Source organism: Acinetobacter tibetensis, from assembly GCF_023824315.1.
In the GTDB taxonomy this organism is placed as follows: Bacteria; Pseudomonadota; Gammaproteobacteria; order Pseudomonadales; family Moraxellaceae; genus Acinetobacter; species Acinetobacter tibetensis.
In genome coordinates this window covers 1,482,591-1,506,511 of sequence record NZ_CP098732.1, presented here as the reverse complement: position 1 = coordinate 1,506,511, position 23,921 = coordinate 1,482,591, and the positions used below count along the sequence as shown (strand labels likewise).

Genomic DNA, 23,921 nt, shown 5'->3' with positions numbered 1-23,921 from the left:
TCGTTATTTCAATTGAATGTTATGTAATTCAGCATCAAAACTTTGGATTAAATCACGCACGACAGGTTCTGTTTGTAACAGCTCTTCTGCCCGCTGATAAGCTCGTTCTTTTCGTTGATGCTGTAAAAGATAAGGTGTGGTATCTGTCACTGCACCATACTCAATTTTAAACAAGGTATTCGGCCACTGGTTTTTTAGCGCCTGTTCAAGAGCATGTTGGGATTGACCCAATAATTGCTGATATTGCTCTGGAATATGAAACACAGATTCAGCATCAATTTGACCCGTCATCAGACCATGTTGTGCCAATTCTTGCACCGCAGGTGATAATTCACTATGTCTGAACCAGAACTCCCACTTACCGAGCGTCCACTCACCTTCCAAAACTTGTTCTTGTACACGCAAAATATCTTGCGGCATAAGCTTTGCAGTTTCTGTATTCGAAGCAGTTGGTGTGAGCAGAGATTCTATTTCAGGCTCGGGTTGCTCAATAATCGGCTGAACCGCTGAATCTGTTTCGACTTCATCAACCGCCAAATTAAAGAGTGTGTCTTGAGTTATGTCTACACTGGTAAAACCTAAGTCGGCTGATAATGACTCATTTTCAACAGATGCTTCGACTGGACGTTCTACTTTTTCTTCTACGGCAATTGGTGCAATTTCTTCAAACAAGAAGTCATCACTACTTGCTTCAGATGGAGCTTCGTATGATGTATCAGTGTCTTCATCAAGGTCGAATAAGACCTCTTCACTGGCAGGGTCAAACACGATTTGATCTGAATGACTCGTTAAATTGGCCGTTTCTTCAACCTGCTCTGGAATTTCTGGTAATGCAGACTCATCTTGTAGATTTGTCTCAACAGCAAGGTTTTCTACAAGTGGTGTAACTTCCGCTATCGCTTGAATTTGATCTTGCGGAGCTACAACTACAGTATTGATATTTGTGACAGCTTGTTCAGTAGCCAACATTGGTGCCGACTGAATTTGTGTAGTAGGCGTTGAAACCAAGATTTCATTTGGTTGCAAAGGTCTAAAGGCTAACAAACGTAGCACACACATTTCAAAACCTTGCTCTTGCGTTACCGCAAGCTGCAAATCCGCGCGTCCTTTACACGCAATCTGGTAATAAAGTTGTAAATCTTGATCTGCAATCAATTTGGAAAGTTGAGAAATTTTTTGATTAATTTCTGCACTATATTTCAAACTCAAATCAGGCAAATATTGCAGCAATGCTAATTCATGCAAAGTTGAAATCAACTGATCCAAAACCAGAGAAACATCTAAAGCTTGCTGTCTAAATTGCAGCAACAATTGACTCACACGCGCTTTCTGATTTTGATGAATCGCCATCAATAAATCATAAATAATAGTACGATCAATCAAGCCTAACATCTCTTTTACATCTTGATGCTGAATCGCACCTTGACCATAGGCAATCGCTTGGTCAGTTAAAGAGAGCGCATCACGCAGTGAGCCTTGTGCAGACTCAGCGATTTGCCAGATTGCATCTTGTTGAGCTGGAATCTGTTCTTTTTCAAGAATTTTTGTCAAATGCTCAGTAATTTCATCGACCGCTAGAGGACGCAAGGTAAATTGTAGGCAACGCGAAATCACCGTAATTGGGAGCTTTTGCGGATCTGTGGTTGCAAATAGAAATTTCACATGCTCAGGTGGTTCTTCTAAGGTTTTAAGCAAAGCATTAAATGAATGTGTAGAGAGCATGTGTACTTCGTCAATCAAGTATACTTTATAACGTCCCTGAGTTGGCGCATACGGTACGTTATCTAAAAGCTCTCGCGTATCTTCGACTTTGGTTCGTGACGCTGCATCAATTTCAATCAGGTCGATAAAACGGCCTTCATTCACCGCTTTACAAGTAGCACAGACTTCACATGGTGTCGCTGTTACACCTGTCTCACAGTTTAAGCATTTCGCAAGAATACGTGCAATTGTGGTTTTACCCACGCCACGCGTACCTGTAAATAAATACGCATGGTGTAAACGTCCACGTTCCAATGCACTACTCAGTGCACGCGAGACATGGTTTTGCCCCACTAATTCATTAAAATTACGGGGACGATATTTACGCGCAAGTACTTGATACATGTATGCTCCTTTTCACAGGTCTAAGCATACTGTTTTTTTGCGCAAGAGTGAATGAACAATCTCAAAGCGAGTAGATGATTGTGGAAATTAAACACGTTGTTGGTACGTTAACCTTAGATTCAGTCAATGTGCACTTTAAATCTATATACAACTTGATCTTGTCCAGTCAGATCTTTTACACAAAAAAAAGACATTTTCTTTAAGTAACTTGAGTAGATTTTTCATATTTGACCACCTTCAAATATGCTTAAACCAAAGACAATGTCCATCGCACCTAGCATTTTAAGTATGTGAAGTCTCTATTATCCAATCTAAAAATCTTAGAACCACCCCTTACATCCCTTTAGTATGGCATCAGCACAGCGTAATGTTTCTTGTGTTAAGCCCCATAAACGATAATCCCCTGTGATGGACGCCGTTGCAAAATTATGTGTATAAGCAAAACTTAATTGGCGCTGTGGATCACACCAAGCACCTGAGCCATTAAAACCCATGTGTCCAAAACCTTGTGGAACTTGTTTACCTAAAGTCAGGACGCGGTGATAACCTAAACGCCAATGCATGGGGATAGGCATAATTCGGTCACGATGCTGATATTGAATCTGCGACATACGTTGAAATACTTCAGGCCTAATCAACTGTTGCTGTTGCCATGAACCACCTTGAGCCAACATGGCATAAATTTTTGCCAAACTTTCAGCAGAGAAAACTCCATTGGCAGCAGGAATTACGGCTCGTAAACCTTGTTCACTGAAAAAACTAAAGTTCTTCATGCCTTTAGGAATCATAGCATCTTGGAAATCTTGCGGATTTTGACCTGACCAAGTCGCAACACGATCCATTAAAGTCGTTTTCTTGGCTGTATTTTTTATCTTCGAAGAATCAGAACTTGAGCTTTTAGAGTTCGCTGTGGGGAATGGTCGTGCAACCCGATCAAGTTGTGATGTTGGCACACCGAAATAAGCATCTTGTATATGAAGAGGTTGTAACAAATATTGTTGCATTAAATGAGATAAACTTTGCCCTGTGGCTTTTTCCAGAACACCGCCCACTAACCAGCCAAAAGTTAAAGGCTGATACGCTGTATCTTCACCTACAGCAAAGCGCGGTTTGGCCTCTGCAATCCGATCTAACATAAACTCCCAATCGGCCATTTGCGCTGCGTCTTGAACCAGATTGCGGATATCAAATAGGCCACTTTGGTGACTTAGAATATCCGCCAAGCGAATATTGGATTTACCATTTTGTGCAAATTCAGGCCAATATTTTGCAATTGGTTGATCATAATCCAGTAAACCGCGACTCACTAAAATATGAGCTAACGTTGCCAAAACACCTTTACCTGTTGAGTAACAGACCGACAAGGTGTTCTTTTCCCATTGTTCTGTCGCTGATTTTTTTCCGATACAAATATCAACGACCTTTTGTCCTTGAAAATACACACACAGTGCAGCCCCACCTTGATGCATTCGCGGATGCTGTAAGCGACTGAACTGTTTCGCCAAATCTTCAAAATTTTCAGCAACATCACCATGATATTGATTGGGATTCGCCGATAAATATGCTTTTAGTTCTTTCATCTTACATCCTTATAATTTTTTAATTATTGATACATACATAAGTAAAAAAGCCCAAATCCTTAAAATTTGGGCTTTTTATTCAGCGCTATTAGCGTGCGGTAATATGACCTGTCACATGTGGTTTTTTATTTTTACTATTTTGAATCATAAAATCGATATCCTTACCTACTTGCGCAGTGAGGAACTCAACTTTAGAAGGCAAATACATAGGTAATTTAAACCAGACATCAGCCTCATAGCTGTCGGGTAAAGTTAAATTGGCTAAGGCTTTTGCTTTGCTCCACATACCATGTGCAATCGCTTGTTTAAAACCAAATGCTTTTGCCGTAATTGCATGAATGTGAATTAAATTAAAATCACCAGAAGTTAAAGCATAACGACGACCTGTATTTTCTGAAACTGTCCACTCTGCCTGCAATGCATAATTTGGGCGAGCTTCTTCTTTTGCCTTCGTAGCCGCTTTAGTTTCAGTTTTTTGACGTGCAAGATAGGTCGTCACCCCTTGCATCACGACTTCATTACCCACTTTTGCGGTGGTGATAAAGTCAAACTGCACACCTTTGTCATGCGGTTTTAATTCACCAAACTGACAAGATAGGCATAAGCTTTCGTTTACACCAATTTTACGGCTTTGAGAAACTTGGTTACGAATATGTACCAAACCTAAAATCGCAAAAGGAAATGCCTCTTGCGTCATCATATGCATTTGTAAACTTTGAGACAAAACAGCCAAATAAATCGCTGGAATATAACCATTATTTTTAAATCCGCACACGGCGTTATACGCTTTCAAATGCTTTGGATCAACCTTAAAAGAATCCACCACATATTCAACTTGCGGAAGAACTTTTTCGCCTTTGGGCTTTTTAAAGATGAGGCCCTGCACGACTTTGGGATAAGCCAAATAAGGTTTCGGAAGCTGAGAAAAATGGCGCGTTTTCATGTTGAACCTATATGAAGTTTTTATTTCAATATTTTTTGAAAGCTTCTTCTCCTTCGAGGAGAAGGTTGGGATGAAGGAAAAATTCCATTCCCTTTATTGGTTTTCCCTCTCCTTAAAGAAGAGGGAAAATTCTAAATTTTTATGATTAAGCACCCAATAAACTTTGTCCGCAAACACGAACAACGTTACCATTTAAGCCCGTTGAAGCCGTTGAAGCAAATAAAGCAATGGTTTCTGCAACATCAACAGGTAAACCACCTTGACTCATCGAGTTCATACGTCGGCCTGCTTCACGGATGGCAAATGGAATTGCTGCTGTCATTTGTGTTTCAATAAAACCTGGTGCAACAGCATTAATGGTTATACCATTTTTTAAGATCGGTGCAGTAAATTTCACCACTCCAATAACACCTGCTTTCGATGCAGCGTAGTTCGTTTGACCTAAGTTCCCTGCAATACCTGAAATTGAAGATACACAGATAATACGGCCATTAGCATTTAAACCATCATGTTCAAGTAAATAATCATTAACACGTTCAATCGCAGACAAGTTAATGTTGATAACCAAATCCCAAAGTTCTGGCTTCATATTGGCCAAAGTCTTGTCACGGGTAATACCTGCATTGTGGACAATAATATCAACACCGCCCTGTGCTACAGCAGCTTCTTTAATTTTCTGACCTGCATCTGCTGCGGTAATATCAATCGCTAAAGTCGAACCACCAATTTCACTCGCAACACGGTCCAAGTCAGCTTGCTGTTGTGGTACGTCTAAACAAATGACATGCGCGCCATCACGTGACAGTACATGTGCAATTGCTTCACCAATACCACGGCTCGCACCTGTGACTACAGCAGTTTTGCCTGCAAGTGGTTTCACCCAATCTACATCAATCACATCTGCTTTAGACACACGAATGACTTGTCCTGAAACATAAGCAGAACGTGGCGATAAAGCAAAACGTAAGGTCGATTCTAAATTGGCTTCTGCACCTTCATCTACATAAACCAATTGCGCTGCAATCCCTTTTTTAAATTCTTTGCCTACAGATTTAACAAAACCTTCTAAAGCGCGCTGAGCAATGGCTTGCTTTACTGTTTTAGCCGTTTCAGGTGTTGTTCCGACCACAATGACACGACCCGAAGCTAGGATTTGGCGGGCGACAGGATTAAAGAAATTATAAAGTTCTTTCAATTGTTCAGAATTTTGAATACCAGACGCATCAAAAACGACGGCTTTGAACTTCGACTCACGGTCACCATCGTTAAACGCATTCAGTTTTAAACCTTGGGTTGCAGCAACTTGTTGTAATTCTACATTGTTGCCTGCATAGCTGTTGGCATGAATATTTGCCAAAACCTGAGAAATTGCACCAGATAATGTACCTGCGGGTGCAGCACCAACCAAAACTGCACCTTTTACAACAGGCGTCGCAGAGTCAAAACGATCTAAAAAAGTGGGTGCTGGCAAACCTAAATTTTTAATGACAAATTTACCAATTGGAGATTTTGCGAATGCTTGGTATTGGTCAGTCATGTTTATTATCTCTCAAAACGAATTAAATTTATTTGATGGCTTTTAAACTACTGTTTAACTTCAATATCATGTCAAAGACGTAGATTTCAATAGACCCATCAGTTTCCGTTGAATCATACTTGAGTTAATCTAGTGATGACTTGACCTGAATGTATTCTGCAATGTCATTGTAGTCAATTCGAGCTATGCTGTATTGTGTTAATGTACACCTCAAGAATACTGTAACATGCTTGGAAAAGCCTTATGAGCAAAACAACTCAAGATAATCCAGCAGTCGATCATTCTGTGGCAGAAACTGTGTCAAATACATCAAAAGCACGTACTCGTACACGCAAAACAACTGACACAGCTTCTATGTCTGCAACCCCAACGACTAAAACAACACGTACACGTGCAACTTCTTCGCCTCGCAAAAAAGCAGCACCTAGTACAACTAAAACTGAATCTACAACTCAAACTTCTGTCCAACAGGAAAAAATTATGAGTCAAAATACTCCTCGCCGCGTTGCAATTATTGGTGGTAACCGTATTCCATTTGCTCGTTCGAATGGTGCTTATTTCACAGCATCAAACATGGATATGTTTACCGCAGCATTAAATGGTCTTGTTGAGCGTTATAATCTTCAAGGTCAGCGCCTAGGTGAAGTAGTCGCGGGCGCAGTGTTAAAACATAGCCGTGACTTTAATATGACTCGTGAGTGTGTGCTAGATACTGCTTTAGCACCTGAAACTCCTGCTTATGATTTGCAACAAGCATGTGGAACAGGCTTACAAGCAGCTTTCCAAGTTGCGAATAAAATTGCCTTGGGACAAATTGAAGTGGGTATCGCTGGTGGTGTAGATACCACTTCAGATGCGCCAATTGCTTTTGGTGATGGTTTACGTAAGGCATTGCTTGAGCTTAATATCGCAAAAACAGGTAAAGACCGTTTAAAAGCCTTAACCAAAATTAATCTAAAAGATTTGATGGATGCCCCTAAAAATGGTGAACCACGTACTGGTCTATCAATGGGTGACCATCAAGCGATTACTGCATTAGAATGGGGTATTTCGCGTGAAGCACAGGATGAACTTGCAGCCTCTTCACATCAAAAAATGGCAAAGGCTTATGAAGAAGGTTTCTTTGATGACCTGATCACACCATTTTTAGGTTTAGAACGTGACAACAACTTACGTGCTGATTCTACAGTTGAGAAACTAGCTAAACTTAAGCCTGCTTTTGGTAAAGGTGATGCACGCACCATGACTGCGGGTAACTCTACCCCATTAACCGATGGCTCATCTTGTGTGTTACTTGCATCTGAAGAATGGGCAAAAGCAAATGGTCATGAAGTACTGGCTTATTTAACCTTTACTGAAACTGCTGCGGTAGACTTCATTGGCAAGAATGGACCAAAAGAAGGCTTATTAATGGCCCCTGCTTACGCAGTTCCTCGTATGCTTGAACGTGCTGGTATAACCCTGCAAGATTTTGACTATTACGAAATTCATGAAGCTTTTGCATCACAAGTGCTTTCAACTTTAAAAGCTTGGGAAGATCCACAATTCTGTAAAGATCGCTTAGGCTTAGCTGCACCTTTAGGTTCAATTGACCGTAGCAAACTTAATGTTAAAGGCTCTTCTTTGGCAGCAGGTCACCCATTTGCTGCAACAGGTGGACGTATCTTAGCAACTGCTGCAAAACTTCTTAACCAAAAAGGTTCAGGTCGCGTACTCATCTCGATTTGTGCGGCGGGTGGTCAAGGTGTAACGGCAATTGTTGAAAAATAATTGACTTACCCCCTCTAAAAAAGCACTTCTACGGAGGTGCTTTTTTTCCTCTGAGACTTAAATTAACTCTCAATTTCAATATTAGTTTGTAGCAAGCTCAATGATCTTTAGATTGTCTAAGGTATGAAACCATCCAAAAGAGAAAACGAACCAATAAGATACAGGTAATCACTGCGACAATGATCAAGGTTGAATATTTGTCATGTTGGACTACCCCTTGCCAGAACTGATGCAACCAATGCGAGACTTGTAAACCAACACTTACAATAACAAATGCCCAAATAAAACAAGCCAATACATTGATTGCCATATAACGCAAAACTGGATATTGCTTAATCCCAATAATCATGGGAAGCATCGTTCTTAAACCCCAAGCAAAACGCATCAATAAAATACTTAAAATCGGATAGTTTTCTATCAGCACACTGCCTTTTTGAAATCTCAGTTTTAATTTGGGATGCTGGTCAATAAAGTCATATCCATACCGTTTCCCAATTTGGTAATACAACTGATCACTAATGAATCCACCCAGCACAGCAGACTTACCCATCGTCAGACAATCGAAATAATGCAATATCTTTATTTTGTAATGAGTTTACTGTTAAGCGATTCAACACCTACGCATAAAAAAAGCCACTCATTTGTGGCTTTTTTACTTCTTAGGACTGCTGAACAGGAGAATATCCTAATCGCATTTCGATATGGTCATAACACCATTGGAAAATAAAGGTATATACCAAAATACACATGGTCAAACTCAGATCCAATAATATGGCTTGCCAGATGGTCATGTCCATTGCATACGCCACCATTGGAATAGTGGCTAACATCAAACCACCTTCGAATCCAATCGCATGCATAATACGAACACCAACAGTACGTTGCAATTTACGGCGTTGCTCAAATTTTTCAAAAAAATGATTAAAAATTATGTTCCAAAATACAGAAGTGACCGCCATAACAATTCCTAGGCTTCCTGTAACTTCCATTGGCATATTAAAAATAAAACTTAATGCGATGGCAATGATGACCAACAGGATGATCTCATAGCTCAACGCATGAACAATCCTTCTCTTGGAAATCAACATTTAAAACTACTCTTTGTCTTTGATGTTTGCTATTTTATTTTTATTATATTGATTAATCGAGTTAGATTCTTTCAGTTTTATTGAAAGGTCTATCTTAAAACTTTTTTTAGTAACTAAAGCAAAAAATACGCCAATGAATATTAACCAAGATCAACTGATTATTTTTCAGACTGTGATAGAAACAGGTTCTTTTTCTGCGGCTGCAAGAAAACTTGGTAAAGTCCCTTCCGCCATTAGTATGTCTATTGCGAATCTTGAAATTGATCTGGATCTCACGCTTTTCACCCGTCAAGGGCGTGAACCGATTGCAACTGCACAAGCCATGACTTTATATGAGAAAACTCAACAGCTTCTCATTGAAATGAATCAATGGAAACAACATGCCTTTGCCTTAGCTGGAGGTCTAGAATCGAGTTTGAACATTGTGGTGGTTTCCGAATTACTCCATACCCATTGGACTGACTACATTCTGCTACTAGAACAACGCTTTCCTGAACTACAAATCAACATTTTTTCGGCACCGCAAGAAGATGCATTGCAAATGTTGCTCGATCAATCTGCACAATTAGCATTGATGTTTGAACGCGAACAATTACAAAGTGGCGAACAATTTGTAGAATTAAAGAGAGAAACGCTTATTGCTGTGGCAGCAAAACAACATCCTCTCGCCCAACATGAAAAAATAAGTTATGAACAATTACTGCAAAATCGACAAATTGTTGTTGCAAGTCGCGACCGAAGTTTAAAGCCTGAATTGCTTTTTTCTAAAAATTATTGGCGCACGGATAATCATCACTCCTCATGTGCCATGATTTTACAGAACTTAGGTTGGGGCGTACTTCCTTATGAAATGCTGAATGAAAATCCATCATTGCAACAACAATTAAAAATCCTGAGTTTTCAAGATTTTTCACCCAAATTTGAATATTTTGTCGATTTAGTTTGGAGCCGAGAAAGTCAACTGGGTGCGGCTGCTCGTTTTTTGATTGATCATATTAGAAACAGCAAAAAAAATACGAATTAGCTCACCTAGAACCCTGATTTTGCTTGGGTCAGACAAAGTTTGTGGTATAACTTAATGACGGGTACAACTTTTAAGAAATAGATCTCAATGACACAGAATGCGTTAAACCAATTAAAAAAGATGACAACCATCGTTGCTGATAGCAGTGACTTAGCGGCAATTGAAAAATTTCGTCCGCTCGATGCAACGACCAACCCTTCTTTAATCACAGCGGCAGCCAATCAACCAGAAAATAAAGTTTTAATTGAAGCTGCATATGATCAAGCAAAACAAGAAGGCTATACTTCTGATGAATTAATTGAACGTACCATTGATATTCTGACCGTAAAATTTGGTGTAGAAATTCTTAAACTCATTGATGGTCGAGTTTCAACGGAAGTGGATGCCTCATTATCTTATGACACCGAAGCAACCATCGCCAAAGCTAAAGAACTTTTAGCACTTTATAAAGCTTATGGTATTGATCAAAACAGAATTCTGATCAAAATCGCGTCTACGTGGGAAGGCATTCAAGCTGCTCGTGTGCTTGAAGCTGAAGGGATTCACTGTAACCTCACACTACTGTTTGGTTTACATCAAGCCCAAGCCTGTGCTGATGCTAAAGTGACTTTAATTTCTCCATTTGTTGGGCGTATTTTGGATTGGTACAAAAAAGCTGAAAATGTACAAAACTATCCTATTGAGAAGGATCCTGGCGTACTTTCTGTGAAGCAAATTTATCAATATTACAAACAGCACCACATTCAAACTGAAATTATGGGTGCAAGTTTTCGTAGCACCGATCAAGTCCTAGGTTTGGCAGGCTGTGACTTATTAACCGTATCACCTAGTTTATTGGCTGACTTAGAACTCGATACACGTGAAGTACAACTTCAGCTCGATCCAAACCAAATTCCAAGTAGTTCCGAACAAGCAGTCATTCTTGATAAAGCGACGTTCAAAGACCATTTAGAACACGATCTAATGGCATTCCAATTGCTGCAAGGCGGTATTGATGGCTTTATTAAAGCACGTGAACAACTCAGTACCTTATTACGTCAATCATTCGGTTTTGATGCTGAAATTCAAGCTTAAAATTCCGTACCATAAGTGCGCAAAGCTTAAGCTCATTTTGTTACAATAGCAAAATGGGCTTTTTATAATGAGTATATTGTGTTTGGCATTACGGATCTCAGTACCTATATTATTGGAACAATTTTAATTGTTATTCTTCCTGGTCCAAATTCGTTATATGTCATGTCCATTGCATCGCGTTTTGGAACACGTATAGGCTATCTTGCGGCTTTAGGCGTTTTTACTGGCGATCTCATTTTAATTCTTTGCACCATTTTCGGTGCTGCTTCTTTATTACATAGTTTTCCATGGCTATTTACCATTCTAAAAGTAGTCGGTGCAGCTTATTTATCCTACTTGGGTAGCCGACTCATCATTGCAAGTATACGAACTTGGAAAGGGACGACTGCTCAAGCATTAGAAAGCTCAAACACAATCACCACTTATAAAGATGCTCAACCCTATCGTACTGCACTAACAATTAGTATTCTTAATCCTAAAGCGATTTTGTTTTATCTGTCTTTCTTCGTACAATTTGTCGATCCGAACTATTCATACCCTGCGATTAGCTTTACCCTGATGTCGGTTATTTTACAGATCATTAGTATGCTTTATTTAAGTATTCTGATTTTCTCTGGCGTACGTTTTGCAGCATTTTTCAATCAGCGTTATCGCCTTACTTCAGTTGCTGTAGCAATCGTTGGATTTGCTTTTTTAGGCTTTGGCATGAAATTGGCATTTTCAACACTATAGTTGAATAAATTTCGATAAATATCGTTAAAACGTGAAATATCGTTTAATTTTCAGATATTCACTTTTCCAAAATATAGCTTAAGCGTATGATGCAAGACTTATATTTAAACCTTTGGTCAAAATAGAATAAGTACGGATACATGCAAAAACTCATTCAAGATTTTTCTATTCCCGCAGTTTTCGCTGGTTTCATCACGTTTTTAATTGGGATCAGTGTTTCTGCAGTATTGGTCATTCAAGCAGCTCAAATTTTAGGTGCAAACACTGAGCAAATTACCTCGTGGTTTTGGGCTTTAGGGCTTGGTATTGGTTTGGTGGGCATGTTTCTGTCTTGGAAACTGAAATACCCAGTGTCTACTGCGTGGTCTACCGCAGGTCTAGCGCTAATTATTGCTACAGGCAGTGGTTATAGCTTAAACGAAGCCATCGGTGCTTTTCTGGTTTGTGGTTTAATTACTGCGGTTTTAGGTTATTTAGGCATTTTTGAAAAAATTCTAACGCTTATTCCACAAAATCTGACCAGCGCGATGTTAGCCGGCGTACTGTTAAAATTCGGCATCGAACTTTTTGCTAGCCTTAAAACTGATTGGGGATTTATTCTATCCTTATTAGCAGTTTATATCGTTGCAAAAAAACTGACTCCACGCTACAGCATTGTATTAACCGTGATTGCAGCGATAGCCTTATGCCCTGTATTTTTGGACTTTCATACCCCTACTGTTACATGGAGTATGGCTCAACCTGTCTGGATGACACCTGACTTTACTTGGTCTGCAATTTTAGGTCTTGCACTTCCCCTGTTTGTGATTAACATGGCCTCGCAATATTTACCCGGCATTGCCATGATTAAAAGTTATGGCTATCAACCTCATGTAAATCAATTAATTGGTGGCACAGGACTCATTCAAACGGTACTGGCACCTTTTGGTTGTTATAGTGTCAATATTGCAGCCATTAGTGCAGCAGTGAGCTTAGACGATCAAGTACATCCAGACCCAAGTAAGCGCTATATTGCAGGAATTAGTTGCGGTTTCTTCTATGTGTTAATGGGGTTATTTGCCGCAACACTCACTAGCCTTTTAATGTCTTTTCCACATATTTTTATTGTGGCTTTAGCAGGAATTGCGTTATTTGGAACCATTAGTCACAACATAGCTCTGGCTTTTCACGATGTTTCCGATCGTGAAGCTGCATTGATGACTTTTTTATTTAGTGCTTCAGGCGTTCAATTTTTTGGCATTGGTTCTGCATTTTGGGGACTACTGTTCGGTTTTGCCGTTGCATTTATTATGAAATTGAACATCAAAAAATAAGCACTACCAAATAAAAAAGCATACAAATTCTGTATGCTTTTTTTATATCATTTCGTATCAATGTCCAATCGAGTTTGAGAAGACATTCATTACAATTACTCCACCAACAATCATGGCAATTCCAATTAAAGCAGGTAAATCTAAAATTTGTTTAAATACAAAAAATCCGATCAAAGCAGTTAATACAATACCCACACCACCCCAAATTGCGTAAGCAATTCCTAGGGGAATAGTTTTGATCACTTGGGATAATAAATAAAAAGAAATGACATAAAACACAACCACCAACAGGCTTGGTCCTAATTTTGTAAAACCCTCAGATTTTACTAAAAATGCGGAGCCAGTCACTTCGGAAACAATTGCCAAAGCCAACATGGCATAAGCCAATATCAGTGCATTCATACTCTACTTCACCTCTCCTAATTTTCTGGATGCAGCTTAACAGTTCATAATTGCTCATTATATGATTTTTCTATAATTCAGAATCCAAATCACTGATTTTTTGTACAAAAGAAATGGTTTGATCAAACGTTTGCTGACTGGCTTTTAAGCCCATAAGGAACTGATACTCATGAATTAATGGCTCTTTACTCTCAGGATAAAACACAGCAGTTACTGGTATCTTCTGCTGCTTTAATGCGGCAACAAAAGGAACAGATTGAGTCGCTGTTAAAAAGTCCTTATGACCACCGCTAATAAATACTGGAGGGTAGTTTGCAGTTAGATGCTTTATTGGTGATATTTCATTTAAGAAAGCGGCATCGTCCTTACGCTCCCCTGTGTATGCCTTAACCAGGCTATAAATGCCCCATTCTACAATTTTACGTTCATCAGGTGCTGTAGCCACAAAAGATGCCATATCGTAAATACCACAATGCAGAATCAATCCTTTCAACTGTTGCGGTTGTATTGAAGGTACAAAATCTGATTCTCGCGCAAATTGAGGATTTGTAAGTAACGCTGCATAATGGCTTGCTAAATTAGCACCTGCGGAATCACCTGCCATATAAAGTTGATTCGCATCAATATGGTAATCTTCAGCATGTTTACCAATAAACTTAAGTGCTCGATTGATTTGCAATAACTGATTAGGATAAATCACTTGAGGAGCGAATTGGTACTCGACTGATACAACATTAAAACCTTGTGCAGCAAGTAATTTAAAGTACCCGCGAGCATTTTCTTTGGAACCAGAAATCCATCCCCCACCATGAATCCAGATAATTGTCGGTCTTAAGCCCAGTTCTTCGATATTTTCAGGTTGATATAGATCAAGTCCTAATTTTGGATTTCTGGAATATTCAATATTTGAATGAATCAATACATTTTTAGGTGCATGTTTATCCAACATTCTTTTCTGTATTTCTGTGGCCGTGTTAAAACTTCGCGCAATAACTTTGCTACTTTTTTGAGTATTTTGGCATGCTGTTAACAGCGCCAAAATACAGCTTAAAATGATAAAAATTGTCTTTTTATACATAAGTAATTCCACAGTTTTTTTAAATATTTTCATGATGATGTGTTTTAAAGAATCTTTTTCAACAGGCGTATTTTAGCGAAAAAACAAAGCTCTCTCATAAAAAATGAAAAAACCTTTCTATTTTGATTAAGGCTTCAATGATAAATCTGATAAAAACACTCAACTTTTTAACTTTTAGGAAGTATCGAGAAAGATTAAAAATTTCTAATTAATAGAATGAATTTACGCTGTTTTTTCACTTTATAAATTGATCACAATCGGACTATGTGCTATCTATAAATAAGTAGCAATAATGATAAACAATAGGAGTAAATCCGATGTCTTACCAACATATTTTAGTTCCAGTAGACGGCTCTGCAATTTCATTCTCCGCAGTTAAACAAGCCGCGATTATTGCGAAAGCATTTGGCAGCGAATTAACTTTGATTAGCCTTGTTGCAGAAGATCCTTTTACAGAAGTCGACTTTTATTATTCTTCTGCAATTATGAAAGAATACTTTGTACAAGCTTATGCGAATGCTGAAAAAGCCCTAAAAGAAGCGATTGTATTTGCTCAGGCTGAAGGTGTCGAACCAACAACTCAAATCATTAAAGGGCAAGTTTCTGCGGAAGGCGTGGTTCAAACTGCCGAAGAAAAAAAATCTGACTTAATTGTTATGGGTTCACATGGTCGTAAAGGCTTCCAAAAATTTTTACTCGGTAGCTTCGCGCAAGATGTGCTCCGCGGTACACATTTACCTGTTTTAATTGTGAAAGAATAAGTCCAAAAATTCAGCACCTACTTTTAGGTGGGTGCTCATTGAAGTATCTTTCGTAGGTGCTTTTCAATTCCTCCAATATACAAAGCCAAGTTTTTATAATAATGATCGAAGGTGTGCTCTCATGACTTATCAACATATTTTAGTACCTGTCGATGAATCCCCAATCTCATATACTGCTGTTGAGCAAGCACTTTCTTTAGCAAAACTCCTGAATTGTCGCGTAACAGTCATGTGTGTCGTGGCTGTCGACCCTTTTGTCGGCGTAGACTTTTATAAAGTTGCCCCAGCAATTACAGATTATTTTATGCAAGCGGAAGAAAATGCCCAAAAGCGTTTAGCAGATATTAAGCAATCCTTCGTTCGGGATGAAATTGAGGTCGATACTAAAGTCATCCGTGGTGTTTCTGTTGCGGATGGCATTATCCAAATTGCAGATGAAGTCAGTGCAGACTTAATCATTATGGGCTCACATGGTCGTACTGGCTTCAAAAAGATGATGCTTGGTAGTGTTGCACAAGCTGTACTTACACAATCCCCTATTCCAGTTCTGATTGTAAAAGTCTAAAGTTAAAAAATCCCTCTGCGTCGAGGGATTTTTTATGTATCTATTCGGCAGAATGTAAACTTACACAACTAAAAATCAATATATTACTGATTAATTTAAATCGCACGGGCCATTACATCTTCAGGCACTTGATCTGTAAATGCCCTCAGACGTAAATCCGTACACCTTCCCCTACACAATTTTAGTTTCAATTTTGCTTGTTTAGCCTTCAATGAAACCAATAAAAAGGCTATTTCCCATGACTGAAAAATAGCCCGAACATACTTAAAGTTTAGAAAACTTTTTATCAGATACTCAGCATACTATTTAAAGTTTCCACCACGTTTTTAGATTTGACTTGCGGCTTTAAAGCTTCTAAAGATGCCAATACATCAGAACGTTGTGGTTCGGCTAAAGTATACCAACGAGATAAAACCTGTAATAAACGTGAACCTAAAATTGGATTCTTTTCATCTAAATACTTGGCCAAATCTACAAAATGCTCAACACCAAAGCTCCATGTATTTACAGGGTTGCTATTTAAACCACCGCTCACAGCACGAATTCGGTTTGGTACTCCCAAATCATAATCTGGATGATTAATCAAAGTTTGAATACTTTCTACTGTTGCATTTGGATGTGACGCTTGCACCGTAAACCATTGGTCAAGCGAAAGTGCTTCATCTTTAAAGCGTGCATAGAAGTCTTCCAGTGCTACAGAGGCTTGCAGCGCATCATTCCACACTAAAACACGCAAGGCCCCTAAACGCTCTGACATATTACGTGTGTTGGTGTATTGGCTATATGCCAAATCAAATGCTTCCACATCGCCTTGACGTGCCAACATCATCAACATGATATTTTTCAATGCCCGCACACCCATTGCCTGTGAAAAATCTTTCTGCAAATCAGGGTCTAAAGCTAAGTATGTTTCTTTACAGAATTGACCTAATTCACGTGCCAAGGTATTTAACAATGCATTACGCTTTTCTTGAATTACGGCAGGATTATAGTTTTCGTCAATACGACTGCCCAAGTAACCTTCGCTCGGAACATCAAACAAACGTGAAGCCAGTAAAGGATCTTTTTCTACAAGCGCTGGCAACGTATTTTTAATGGCTTGAACATAAATTGCTGCATCATGATCATTCAATAAAACACGCTCTAACAAGGTTTGTGTTGCCTGCCATTGGTTAAAGCCGTTGGTTTCATATTGAAGCAAGAACGCCAACTCTTCATCTGAATAGTTAAATTCAAGATTTACGGGTGCAGAGAAATTACGTAATAAAGACACGACTGGTTTCGCTGTTACACCCGTAAAGACAATGCTAGCTTGTTCTTGATCGAATAAATACACACCATCTTTGACGCCATTTTCAAATAATGCTTCAGATTGCAGCGTGTATTGTTCACCTGTTTCCGCATTAAATAATGCCAGTGCAACAGGAATTGGAACTGCTTTTAAGTTCGGGTATTTCGCATGGGCTTTAAGGCTTTGCTTAAAACTCAAACGATAGGTTTGTGCCACTGCATCATACTCACCTGTCGCTTCAAGTTTTGGCGTGCCTGGTTGATTGTACCAAGTCAGGAAATTTGACAAATCAACACCTGAACCCGCAGTTAATGCCGCAACCCAATCTTCAACTGTTACAGCTTGACCATCGTGACGGCGGAAATATTCATCTGTACCTTTACGGAATTTTTCTTTTCCTAATAAGGTCGCCATCATGCGGTTAATTTCAGCTCCTTTCTCATATACAGTAGCTGTGTAAAAGTTATTAATTTCCACAAAATGGTCAGGACGCGGTGGATGAGACAATGGGCCCGAATCTTCTGGAAATTGATGTGCTTTGAGTACAGCGACATCATCAATACGTTGCACGGCTGCCGATTGTAAGTCTTCCGAAAAAGATTGATCACGGAAAACCGTTAAGCCTTCTTTTAGACATAATTGGAACCAGTCACGGCAAGTAATACGGTTACCTGTCCAGTTATGGAAGTATTCATGTGCAATCACCGATTGCACACGCATAATTGCAGCGTCGGTCGTGTATTCTTCATCAGCCAGTACACATGAGGTATTAAAGATATTTAAACCTTTATTTTCCATTGCGCCCATGTTGAAAGCACTGGTGGCAACAATCATGTAATTGTCTAGATCATATGGACGACCGTAGTGTTCTTCATCCCAACGCATGGAATGTTTTAAGGCTTCCATCGCAATATGGCATTTTGGAATATCTTTTTCTTCAGCATAAATTTCCAAAGCCACATCACGTCCTTCAGAAGTCGTGTATCGATCTTTTAAAACAGCCAAATCACCAATCACACAAGCAAAAAGATAGCTTGGTTTTTTGGTTGGATCTTGCCAAATCGCAAAATGGCGATCTTCACCAACTAAACCTGTTTCAAGCAAATTACCATTGGCCAAAAGCACTGGATATTTTTTATCGGCTTCTACGCGTGTCGTAAATACCCCTAAAACATCAGGACGGTCTGGATAGAATGTAATTTTACGGAAACCTTCTGGTTCATTTTGCGTTACATACAAATCTGATGCTGCTTGGTATAAGCCTTCAAGTTGCGTATTTGATTCGGGATGAATGATCACCGATGTTTCTAAAATGACTTCATTTGGTGCATTATGAATAACAAGCTGCTCACTATCTAAAGTGTAATCGCTCACATTTAAAACCTGACCATTTAAGCTTATAGACTTCAGCTCTAAATCACGCCCCAATAAGACCAAATCACCTTCAGTTTGGCGTTTCATGACCAAATTGGCATCCACTTGTGTGTGTTCTGCATACACCTGAATATCTAAATTGATCGAATCAACCAGAAATACAGGTTTTTGATAGTCTTTTAAATATACAGTTTGATCTGCTTCTACCACTGGGTTTGCCGCAATGTTCATATCATTTCCTATTTGTCTTTTTAGCATTGACTTTTGCATTGCGTAAAATCATTCACCACAGTACAAGTATCTTTGCCCTTGTTTATCATTCAATATGGGTGTTTATTTTCTGCATTTCAATCATGATTGCGCATAATTTTAAGGAGATGTATTTTATTTATACGCTTTATTCCTCCTCTATGAGTATGTCGGCTAAAAATGAAAATACAACACCTGATTTACGGCATCATCTTGTCAAGTTTTGCATCCGTTGCAATTGCCGCGCCAACTATTGAATACATAGAATGTTTGGGGTCGGATCAACAACATCATTTTGTTTTGGTTGCCCCAGTTCAAAATGAGCAAACAATAAAACTGATGTATTTTCCTTATTTAAAACCCATTTCTTTGCATTATATAAAAACTGAAAATATTGAAATGGCAGAAGATCGTCCCTATGAACAGCACCTTTTTTTCAACGAACGTAATTCCCAACGCAATACAGGACAATATGAAATTATTCTGCAAGGTGCACGGATTTATGCCGTGATCTATACTGCGAAGCAATCAGGTGCTATAACAACTTATCAAAATTATCTAGCAGATGAACAAAAACAAAAAGTGAATCAGACACTCATAGCCCGTAAATTACAGTGTATTTAGCGCATACGTCCCTATTTCAGTTACACACCGTTTCGTATCACTGGTGCGGGTGACATTTTTATGACTTATCTTTCAAACTGACTACAATTTGTGCACGTTTTTTGCTTGTAAATAGATGTGCAAAGCGCACTATAAAAATCAGCAAAATAAAAACGAGGTGCAAGATGTATATCAAAGAACATTTGATTCGTACGGAAAATATTAAAGTCATGCAAAGCTTACACGCAGCAGGCATCGATCATAAAGTGATTGCCACATTTATGTGTTGCGAAGGTATTCCAATACAAGCGCAAGAAGTCAGCAGCGTTTTAAATCAATATGATGCATTAGGAAGCAAAAAAATTCCTTCCAAAAAAGTGAAAGCTTTAATTTATGCCAAACAACTCGGAGAAGATGACGAAACCCTGCCTTGCCCAGCAGCCTATTAAATTCTTTCTAACCGCTAACGAATAAAGAGCTACTCGAAGCAGTAGCTCTTTTTATTTGCAAAACATCAGCAAAGCTTTGCATAAATGCTTAACAGTTCAACTCTGAACAATACCTAAACGGTGTATAATCTTAAACACTGATTCAATTATTCGATGACTAACCATGCTGCTCCAAATTCTGCAAAAACAACTGGATGAAAGCACAACTTGTCCGCTTTGTCAGGCAGCAATGTATTGGATAGAAGCAGAACAATATGATCAAGATGTGCAATTCCATGAATGTAGTCACTGTGCGCATCGGGTATTTCAGTCGGATAAATTCACTTGCCACTGTGACAGTTGTGCTTCAAAACGTAAAAAGCTACTGCAAGAAACGCGACTGCAAGAACAACGTAAACTCAAAAAGAAAGAGATTGTAGAGCTAGAACTGCGCCAACTTAGCTTTCTACACAAACTGTTTTTACTCAGTATTCTGGATAATCAGATTCAGGAATATTCAGCACATGACGAATTTATTCACTGGGAAAAAATTAAATATCAGCCCATTACCCCCAATTATTATTTTCAAAGTACCTTGCTCAAGCAACTGTTAAAAGACCAAATTTTAATTGCCAAAGATTTCGCAGAAGAAGCGCATGAATATTATGTCAATGTTCGTCTAGAAGGTTATACAGAACCGAGTTTATTCAGTATTACCCAACAACTCAGACATTGGTTTTACGAAAATTTAAAACTCGGTATCCCATTTAAAGACGCTGACGAAGTTAAAAACACGCTGTATTTGATCTTATATCAAGAAATCGTTCAGTTCATGCAATATTACTGCAAATCTTGGGGGGTTCAAATTGCAGGGAATCAGAGCTTTCAAACCTTTTGTTATCGTTTAATGGATACTCTCGCGGTGGGTCAGATTTATTATCTCATCCAAACTGCATTAGAATATCTACATGAACAAAAAGCGCTTAAGCCACGCAATGAGAACTTCATTAATACCAACTTACTCAAAAAAACTGTTCAGCAGTATCGAGAACGATCTCTCGCAGAAAAATGGGAAACATCTACACTTCCTCGTTTACCAACTATGCCCCTCAGTAAAATGAGTGAAATCCTATTTTTTAAGTTTCTTGGTTATGATGAACGTATTTTCTTTCAACCTGGGTGGCGTTCGTGGAAGAAAATTGAACCGCGTTTAAACTTTTATTCAGTCAAACGCTGTATGTATTGTGGTTCTAACGACTTAGCCGTTGACTATGATGCCGAAGAATATGTGTCATTATTTTGTCGACGTTGTAAGCATCAGGACCACTATTTCACACGGTGAATGGTGAACATCATGTCTATACTTTCAAACCAACCCATAATTGACCTTCAGGATAATCTAGTGGATCAAACTGCACCATTACTACAAAAAATTGTTGAAGCGCATACCCAACTTCGTGCAACTCAACCTTTAGTGCAATGTATTACCAATAGTGTCGCAGCCAATTATGTAGCCAATGTTCTACTTGCCTGTGGCGCTTCCCCCGCCATGATTGATAACCCCTTTGAAGCAGAAAGTTTCACTCGTATTAGTAGTGCACTCAGTATTAATTTAGGTACACCAACAACGGAACAAATGCAGGCAATGCAAATTTCTGCCAATACCGCGCATCAAGCTTCTATTCCTTGGATACTTGACCCCGTCGGTTATGGCAACATTTTATCTTGGCGCTCGGAAATGACCAATGAATTGTTGCAATATCAACCTACAGTGATTCGAGGGAATGCTTCTGAAATAAGTGGACTGGCGGGTAATCAGGTTGCAGGTAAAGGGGTAGATAGCACACTGGATAGTGCTGAAGTCTATGTACAAGCTTGGGCTTTGTTAGACCATGCTGAGTGTATTGCGATTTCAGGAGAATCCGATTTTATTCTTTCTAAAGAATTGAACAGCGTCATTCAAGTGAATGGCGGTAGCTTTTTACAACCACGTGTGACTGCAACCGGTTGTGCGCTTGGTGCTTTAATTGCAGCTTATTGTGCTGTAACCGATGTTACGACTGCCACTTTGGCCGCACATGTGCATTTTGCTGTAGCAGGACAATTAGCATACCAAACAGCACAAACTGTAGGTTCATTTAATGTGGCTTTCTTAGATGCTTTAGATCGTATTAACGCAGAGCTATTGCACGAATATGCGGATGTGAAAATCATCAATCGTTAAGAAAGTGAGTCTCCTGTAACGCTGATTCGCTTAGCTTACCGCACGTTCAATCGCACTCAATATTGCAGCTTCTGTCAACATTTTGGTATTGAGTTTACTCACACACACCATGCCCATTCCATCAAAGAAATCTGGTGTGTGTTGCATAAAGAAATCGATATGTTGATTAGCCTGTTCATGAATATGAATCGATTCATCTAAGGCTGTTTCAGGGATTACTCGAGGATGTACATAAATATCTTCCCCACGTTTTTGCACATCAGATTTTCTCAATGCAATTAATTTAAGTATTTCAAGGTAGTCCTGAGGTGTATCCATATCAATACGTGGATAAAAATTCTGTGCACAAGATGCAAGTAAAGCATAAGCTTTAGGTTGCATTAAGGTCATGACAATCCACAAGGGAAGAAGTGGATGTTTGATACTATGTTGTATTGCCACTTTAATGACCGAATTAATGGTTTTGTTGGCGCGCTGATAGTTGGGTAAAAATGACCCGCGAGAATTCGCCACAAAAATATTCTTTTCACGGATACTCAGTTTTAATATAAGAATACTGTTATACCCAATTAAACGAACGCCATCAAAATACTCGACTACTTGCACCGATATCGCATCAGAATCATGCATAAAATCATGCAATTCTTGCTTACAGGTATCAGGAAAAATCATACGGTCAAATGCTAAAAGTTGTTCTAGATATTGGTTCTGATGTTCAGGTAATAACTTCTTATAATCTGTTATTGTTTCAGAAATATTCATAACTCCGTCCGAGTTGAATAGACCTCATTATTCTAATCCTAGATGATTCTGTCTGACATCCCCTAAATTAGGTAATTAAGGCTTATACGTATAGTTAAAAGACGATTATTCATCTTTTAAATCAATCAATTGCAAAATTATGATTTCATTTAAATCAATAAGATATAATTAGAATATAGGTTATAACAAAACCATAAATGCTCAAAAATTTAATCCATATTTTTTTTAAGAATTTTTGTCAATGATTATACAGGTTGTGATCAATTTCACTGATTATGCAAAGAAAGTGAGTCATAAGATGAACCAATAGCATCTTTAAGTCACCCTTCCCTAAAGATGCTATTGGTTCAATTATCACTTTTAACCCATTCAGTGATAATTTATATATCTAGTTTAATCATTAACTTGCACAATTATCTGCTGTATTTAAAGTGATTTAAAAAAATTTCAGCATAAGAATGAAGTATATTTATATTTTAAAGAAGATTCTTCTATGGAATGAATTTTGAACAGCACAGAATATACACTAGATAAAATTGATCGGAAGATTTTATCTGCCTTGAGACAAAACGGTAGACTTACAGTTGCACAACTCGCAGATGAAGTTGGACTTTCCTCCTCCCCTTGTTGGACACGTTTAAAACGTTTGGAAACTCTAAAAATCATTGATGGCTATACCGCCAATATTAATCCAAAGGCAATTGGCATCAATGAATTATTCTTTATCGAAATCACGCTAGAACGGCATGACGATGAAATTTTGGAGCAATTTAGCCAAACTTTAGCAGACATTCCCGAAGTGATTGAAGCTCATTTGGTTACAGGAGATTATGATTATTTAGTCAAAGTTGCTGTGAAAAATGCTGAACACTATGAACGTTTTTTAAGGAAAAAACTGTATTCGATTAAAGGAATTCGACATACTCGCTCGACGTTTGCTTTACGACCACTTAAATCTGCAACAACTTCAGATTTAATGTTAATTGAATAATCCATAACTCTTTTACTGCAATTCAT

The 23,921-nt window shown here is 38.6% G+C and carries 22 protein-coding genes; 12 read left to right on the top strand and 10 right to left on the bottom strand.

Annotation, left to right across the window (positions count from 1 at the left end; all coding sequences use genetic code 11):
- Positions 1 to 3: 3 nt before the first annotated feature.
- The 4 genes from dnaX to M5E07_RS07315 all read right to left on the bottom strand — a co-directional run bounded on the left by dnaX (position 4) and on the right by M5E07_RS07315 (position 6,166).
- Positions 4 to 2,106: a DNA polymerase III subunit gamma/tau gene (dnaX, locus tag M5E07_RS07330; RefSeq protein ID WP_116760899.1), complete on the bottom strand. Its 2,103-nt coding sequence runs from the start codon at positions 2,104 to 2,106 to the stop codon at positions 4 to 6.
- A 320-nt stretch (positions 2,107 to 2,426) separates the two neighbouring features.
- Entirely contained in the window at positions 2,427 to 3,686 is a 1,260-nt protein-coding gene (locus M5E07_RS07325; protein ID WP_252223412.1) for a serine hydrolase domain-containing protein, read from the bottom strand.
- 88 nt (positions 3,687 to 3,774) lie between these two features.
- Complete coding sequence (locus tag M5E07_RS07320) at positions 3,775 to 4,629, bottom strand: MaoC family dehydratase (protein ID WP_252223410.1); 855 nt, start codon at positions 4,627 to 4,629, stop codon at positions 3,775 to 3,777.
- Between the two features lie 145 nt (positions 4,630 to 4,774).
- Positions 4,775 to 6,166 carry a 3-oxoacyl-ACP reductase gene (locus M5E07_RS07315; RefSeq protein WP_252223408.1) on the bottom strand — a complete coding sequence of 464 codons (1,392 nt, stop codon included), beginning with the start codon at positions 6,164 to 6,166 and terminating at the stop codon, positions 4,775 to 4,777.
- Positions 6,167 to 6,409: 243 nt separating this feature from the next.
- Between M5E07_RS07315 and M5E07_RS07310 the strand changes: the two genes are divergently transcribed.
- Entirely contained in the window at positions 6,410 to 7,936 is a 1,527-nt protein-coding gene (locus tag M5E07_RS07310) for an acetyl-CoA C-acetyltransferase (RefSeq protein WP_252223406.1), read from the top strand.
- 97 nt (positions 7,937 to 8,033) lie between these two features.
- Here M5E07_RS07310 and M5E07_RS07305 read toward each other — a convergent pair whose 3' ends face one another.
- A complete protein-coding gene (locus tag M5E07_RS07305; protein ID WP_252223404.1) occupies positions 8,034 to 8,486 on the bottom strand; it encodes a DedA family protein in 453 nt (150 codons plus the stop codon).
- A 109-nt stretch (positions 8,487 to 8,595) separates the two neighbouring features.
- Complete coding sequence (gene aceI, locus M5E07_RS07300) at positions 8,596 to 9,024, bottom strand: chlorhexidine efflux PACE transporter AceI (RefSeq protein ID WP_116760909.1); 429 nt, start codon at positions 9,022 to 9,024, stop codon at positions 8,596 to 8,598.
- Positions 9,025 to 9,157: 133 nt separating this feature from the next.
- Between aceI and aceR the strand changes: the two genes are divergently transcribed.
- The 4 genes from aceR (at position 9,158) to M5E07_RS07280 (ending at position 13,167) form a co-directional block, all read left to right on the top strand.
- On the top strand, positions 9,158 to 10,048 hold the full coding sequence (gene aceR, locus M5E07_RS07295) for an HTH-type transcriptional regulator AceR (RefSeq protein WP_116760911.1): 891 nt from the start codon (positions 9,158 to 9,160) through the stop codon (positions 10,046 to 10,048).
- Between the two features lie 87 nt (positions 10,049 to 10,135).
- Positions 10,136 to 11,122: a transaldolase gene (tal, locus tag M5E07_RS07290; protein ID WP_252223402.1), complete on the top strand. Its 987-nt coding sequence runs from the start codon at positions 10,136 to 10,138 to the stop codon at positions 11,120 to 11,122.
- 78 nt (positions 11,123 to 11,200) lie between these two features.
- Positions 11,201 to 11,854, top strand: a complete 654-nt coding sequence (leuE, locus tag M5E07_RS07285) for a leucine efflux protein LeuE (protein WP_116760915.1) — start codon at positions 11,201 to 11,203, stop codon at positions 11,852 to 11,854.
- A gap of 140 nt (positions 11,855 to 11,994) precedes the next feature.
- Entirely contained in the window at positions 11,995 to 13,167 is a 1,173-nt protein-coding gene (locus M5E07_RS07280; RefSeq protein ID WP_252223400.1) for a benzoate/H(+) symporter BenE family transporter, read from the top strand.
- A 57-nt stretch (positions 13,168 to 13,224) separates the two neighbouring features.
- On the opposite strand, the gene M5E07_RS07275 is transcribed toward M5E07_RS07280, so the two are convergent.
- Entirely contained in the window at positions 13,225 to 13,569 is a 345-nt protein-coding gene (locus tag M5E07_RS07275) for a DMT family transporter (protein WP_116760919.1), read from the bottom strand.
- Positions 13,570 to 13,639: 70 nt separating this feature from the next.
- Entirely contained in the window at positions 13,640 to 14,647 is a 1,008-nt protein-coding gene (locus M5E07_RS07270) for an alpha/beta hydrolase (RefSeq protein ID WP_252223398.1), read from the bottom strand.
- Positions 14,648 to 14,964: 317 nt separating this feature from the next.
- Here M5E07_RS07270 and M5E07_RS07265 point away from each other — a divergent pair, with 317 nt between their 5' ends.
- Together M5E07_RS07265 and M5E07_RS07260 are read left to right on the top strand one after the other, a co-directional pair.
- Entirely contained in the window at positions 14,965 to 15,408 is a 444-nt protein-coding gene (locus M5E07_RS07265; protein ID WP_116760923.1) for a universal stress protein, read from the top strand.
- A 121-nt stretch (positions 15,409 to 15,529) separates the two neighbouring features.
- The gene (locus tag M5E07_RS07260; RefSeq protein ID WP_252223397.1) at positions 15,530 to 15,973 is read left to right on the top strand and encodes a universal stress protein; all 444 of its coding nucleotides are present in this window, start codon (positions 15,530 to 15,532) and stop codon (positions 15,971 to 15,973) included.
- A gap of 286 nt (positions 15,974 to 16,259) precedes the next feature.
- On the opposite strand, the gene pepN is transcribed toward M5E07_RS07260, so the two are convergent.
- Positions 16,260 to 18,869 carry an aminopeptidase N gene (gene pepN / locus M5E07_RS07255; protein WP_252223395.1) on the bottom strand — a complete coding sequence of 870 codons (2,610 nt, stop codon included), beginning with the start codon at positions 18,867 to 18,869 and terminating at the stop codon, positions 16,260 to 16,262.
- Between the two features lie 198 nt (positions 18,870 to 19,067).
- On the opposite strand from pepN, the gene M5E07_RS07250 reads away from it, so the two are divergent.
- The 4 genes from M5E07_RS07250 to thiM all read left to right on the top strand — a co-directional run bounded on the left by M5E07_RS07250 (position 19,068) and on the right by thiM (position 22,142).
- A complete protein-coding gene (locus tag M5E07_RS07250) occupies positions 19,068 to 19,511 on the top strand; it encodes a hypothetical protein (RefSeq protein WP_252223394.1) in 444 nt (147 codons plus the stop codon).
- 164 nt (positions 19,512 to 19,675) lie between these two features.
- Positions 19,676 to 19,939, top strand: coding sequence for a hypothetical protein (locus M5E07_RS07245; protein ID WP_252223392.1), 264 nt, complete (start codon positions 19,676 to 19,678; stop codon positions 19,937 to 19,939).
- 163 nt (positions 19,940 to 20,102) lie between these two features.
- Complete coding sequence (locus M5E07_RS07240) at positions 20,103 to 21,260, top strand: hypothetical protein (protein ID WP_252223390.1); 1,158 nt, start codon at positions 20,103 to 20,105, stop codon at positions 21,258 to 21,260.
- Positions 21,261 to 21,272: 12 nt separating this feature from the next.
- Complete coding sequence (gene thiM, locus M5E07_RS07235; protein WP_434087797.1) at positions 21,273 to 22,142, top strand: hydroxyethylthiazole kinase; 870 nt, start codon at positions 21,273 to 21,275, stop codon at positions 22,140 to 22,142.
- Between the two features lie 30 nt (positions 22,143 to 22,172).
- On the opposite strand, the gene M5E07_RS07230 is transcribed toward thiM, so the two are convergent.
- Positions 22,173 to 22,904 carry a hypothetical protein gene (locus M5E07_RS07230; RefSeq protein WP_116760936.1) on the bottom strand — a complete coding sequence of 244 codons (732 nt, stop codon included), beginning with the start codon at positions 22,902 to 22,904 and terminating at the stop codon, positions 22,173 to 22,175.
- 505 nt (positions 22,905 to 23,409) lie between these two features.
- Between M5E07_RS07230 and M5E07_RS07225 the strand changes: the two genes are divergently transcribed.
- On the top strand, positions 23,410 to 23,895 hold the full coding sequence (locus M5E07_RS07225) for an Lrp/AsnC family transcriptional regulator (protein ID WP_116760938.1): 486 nt from the start codon (positions 23,410 to 23,412) through the stop codon (positions 23,893 to 23,895).
- Positions 23,896 to 23,921 lie beyond the last annotated feature (26 nt).